This window comes from Microcystis sp. M109S1, from assembly GCF_020247025.1.
GTDB lineage: Bacteria > Cyanobacteriota > Cyanobacteriia > Cyanobacteriales > Microcystaceae > Microcystis.
Genome location: NZ_JADBRW010000409.1, coordinates 1 through 3,913, shown reverse-complemented (window position 1 = coordinate 3,913; position 3,913 = coordinate 1). Strand labels below are relative to the sequence as shown.

Sequence of the window (3,913 nt, the reverse complement as noted above, 5' to 3'; positions counted from 1 at the left end):
GAGTGATTGGGGGGAAAATTCAGGGACTTTTTCCCTGAAAATTAGGTAATTGACCACCTGAAAATGGGTAAAACCCCACACCCCACACCCCACACCCCAACCCCCAACCCCCAACCCCCAACCCCCAACCCCCAACCCCCACCGAAAAACTTTTTCAGCAGACCCTAGTTAGTGGATAGTGATCGATCACTGTTTACTGGTCACTGATAACTGATAACTGGTCACTGATAAATGATAACTGCTATGCTACTCTAGGCAGAAAACCATTCGATCGAGATCACCGTGGCTAACCAAGAAGCAACTTCCCCCGCTATTCGTACCCCTTTATATGACCTAATTGCCCAACAAACCAGCAAATTTACCCCTTTTGCGGGTTGGGAGATGCCGATACAGTTTAGCGGCCTAAAAATCGAACATAATGCTGTCCGCAATGGTGTCGGGATGTTTGACATTTCCCACATGGGCAAATTTATCTTAACTGGAGATAATCTGGTTCAATCTCTCCAAACCCTAGTTCCCTCTAATTTAGCCCGTTTAAGGGCAGGAAAGGCACAATATAGCGTTTTACTTAACCCAGACGGTGGCATAATCGATGATATTATCTTTTACTACCAAAGCGAAAGCCAAGGCGTATTAATTGTTAATGCCTCAACCACCGATAAAGATCGAGAATGGATTTTAGGCAATTTAGAGGGGTCGGGGGTCAAATTAAAGGATTTATCCCGAGAAAGGGTCTTAATCGCCCTGCAAGGACCCAAGGCGGCCACAATTTTACAGCCCTTGGTCGGGGAAAAATTAAGCGATTTTGGCCTATTTAATCACTGGGAAAGCCAGCTTTTCGGGGAAAAAGTTTTTATCGCTAGGACCGGTTACACGGGAGAAGATGGTTTTGAAATTATGGCCGCTCCTGAAATCGGGCAGCGACTTTGGACGGAATTCTTAAATTTAGGGGTGACTCCCTGCGGTTTAGGAGCGCGGGATACCCTGCGTTTAGAGGCAGCTTTAGCCCTTTATGGACAGGATATCGACGATAGCACGAGTCCCCTAGAGGCAGGCTTAAATTGGTTGGTTCATCTGCCAGAAAAAGGCGATTTTATCGGTCGCAATGTCCTTGAAGACCAAAAACTTAATGGTGTGAATCGGCGCTTGGTGGGATTGCAGATGTCCGGCAAACATATCGCCCGTCACGATTATCCGGTAGTATTCGCTGGGGAAGTGGTGGGTAAAGTCACCAGTGGCACTTTATCACCAACTTTAAACACAGCGATCGCTTTAGCCTATCTTCCCACACCTTTCGCCTCGATCGGACAGGCGATCGAAGTAGAAATCCGCGGCACTACCTACCCCGCTACCGTCGTTAAAAAACCCTTTTATAAAAGTAAAAGGTAGTGGTTTGTTTCAGCTAATTTGGTGTATTAGAAAAATGCTATAAATTCTATAATCTAAGACTTTAAGCCGAAATCTATAGCCCTATTTTAGCTGAAACAGTCCAGTAGGGTGCGTTAGCGCAGCGTAACGCACCAACCTAAAGCACCGAGAAAAAAGGAGCAATAATTTGGTGGGTTACGGCGAACACAAAATCAATACTAAACTGTAGCAGTTACCGTCGCCTAACCCACCCTACAGCTGAATCCTGAAAATGCAATCCGTAGACTTTACCACCCTCAGCGCCACTTGTGCCGAAATTGCCGCCACTTGGCTGCCTGCGAGACTAGAACAAGTGTATCAAATTGATCGCCAAACGATCGCCCTCTATTTACGAACCTTCGATCGCAAGGGATGGTTAATTATTTCTTGGCATCCCCAAGGGGCGCGGCTGCATATTGGTGATCCACCGCCAAAAGTCCCTGATACCTTCACTTTCAGCGATCAATTGCGTCATCAACTCAATGGTTTTGCGCTGACAAAATTAGCATTTGTTGCCCCGTGGGAAAGAGTCATCGATCTACAATTTGCCCAACGTCCCGATGATCCGGCCCTGGGGCATTTGTATATAGAAATTATGGGCAAATATAGCAATGTTATTTTAACTGCGGCTGACAATCAAATTGTCACCGTTGCCCATCAAGTCAATGCCACCCAGTCTAGTGTTCGCACCGTACAAACGGGACAAATCTATCAACTACCCCCCGTTTTATTGGCAACAGATCCCAGTTTAGAAGAATCCTTGAGCAGTTGGCAAGCTAGAGTTAGTTTAATCCCTAAAACTATCGAAAAACAGTTAGTTAGTACCTATCGTGGGGTGAGTCCAGTCATCGCTCGATCGCTGTTGCAAAAAGCCAAGATTAACCCGAAATTAAACACGGATAAGTTAGATAATACTGATTGGGAAAAGCTCTTTTCAGTTTGGCAAGAATGGTTAAAAATCTTGGAAAATAAAACCTTTCAACCCGGATGGACAAGAGAAGGTTATACGGTGATCGGTGGGGAGATACTGGCAGCGGCTAAAAATGTTCAAGAATTATTAAACCGTTATTATAGCGACCAAATTAATCAAGAAAGCTTTCGACAACTACAGCAAAAATTAAATCAAAAAGTCATCTCTTTACTGACTAAACTGCAAACTAAAGCGGCGGGATTTCAAACAAGACTAGCAGAATCTGCTCATGCCGATCGCTATAAAGAGCACGGGGATTTATTAATGGCAAATCTGCAGCAAATACAGCAGGGAATGAACGGCATTACTTTGGCAGATTTCCAGACAGGAACACCTGTAATTATTCCTCTCGATCCCGAAAGAAATCCCGTGCAGAATGCCCAATATTTTTATAAACAACATCAGAAATTAAAAAGGGCCCGGTTAGCGGTGGAACCTTTATTAGCGGAAGTGGTCAGTGAAATTAATTATCTCGAACAAGTGCGATCGAGTTTAAGTCAACTAGAAAATTATAGCAGCAGCGAAGATTTACAGGCATTAGACGAGATACAAGAAGAATTAATCCAACAAAAGTATCTAGAAAGCAATTACCAGCGTAATCGGACGAATAATAAAGAATCTGAACCCATGCGCTTTACTGCTCCCTCTGGAGTAGAATTATGGATTGGCAGAAATAACCGTCAAAATGATCGGCTAACTTTTCGTAGCGCCAGCGATTACGATATCTGGTTTCATAGTCAAGAAATCGCTGGTAGTCACGTTTTACTCCGTTTAACCCCCGGTACAGTTCCAGAAGCCGCCGATCTGCAATTTGCCGCCGATTACGCCGCTTATTATAGCCGCGCTCGCCATAGTGAACAGGTTCCCGTCGTCTATACCCGTCCCAAATACGTCTATAAACCCAAGGGCGCAAAGCCCGGTATGGTGGTTTACAAACAGGAAACGGTAATCTGGGGCTGTCCTCAGAGGGTTGAGGATTACCGCAAAAAATAATTTTTTACCAAATTGTTTACTTTTTTTTACACAAAATGGGTATTGTCTGTTACAATTGTTACTAGAGAGACAAATGCAGTTCAGGCGCTTGGGAACGCAAGAACTATATTTCCTCGGATTACAACAACAAACAACAGCAAACCAGTGGTAGCAGCCGATAGTCTCGGGAAAGACACAAAAAACCGACTATTCAGGTGATATTAAAGCAACCACTGGTATTTTATCTTCACCTAACCGCTTCTGTCACTTTCCGTTTGATTGTTGAGAATATTGGCTCTATCTTTGGGATGAAAGAGGGATAGTTGGCATCCAGCTTTTTGTAAAGAAATTTAAACTTCACCCATAGTTAAGCCTCTTCAGCCTAAATAAACGACTAGAAACAGTTTTTTTCGGGAGGCCGGGTTTATCGAAAATTTGGGTTAAAACCCCGTCCTTTTAGGACGGCTTTGTGTTAAACTGATTGGTAAGCGGAAAATCAGATGTGTAGTCGTGACACGCGAACTGACCGTTGGACAAAGGCTAGTGTCACCAACCCATTTCGGG

General features: G+C 44.2%; 2 protein-coding genes. Both read left to right on the top strand.

Annotated elements, in window-relative coordinates; all coding sequences use genetic code 11:
- The first annotated feature begins 282 nt into the window (after nt 1-282).
- Nucleotides 283-1,389: a glycine cleavage system aminomethyltransferase GcvT gene (gcvT, locus tag IM322_RS19980; protein WP_287676487.1), complete on the top strand. Its 1,107-nt coding sequence runs from the start codon at nt 283-285 to the stop codon at nt 1,387-1,389.
- 250 nt (nt 1,390-1,639) lie between these two features.
- Nucleotides 1,640-3,370 (top strand): Rqc2 family fibronectin-binding protein, encoded by a 1,731-nt coding sequence (locus IM322_RS19975; protein WP_287676488.1) that lies wholly within the window; start codon nt 1,640-1,642, stop codon nt 3,368-3,370.
- Nucleotides 3,371-3,913: the final 543 nt, after the last annotated feature.

What these genes read in the sequence shown, in the direction of transcription:
- IM322_RS19975 (WP_287676488.1), top strand. Translation starts at nt 1,640, where the DNA reads ATGCAATCCGTAGACTTTACCACCCTCAGCGCCACTTGTGCCGAAATT.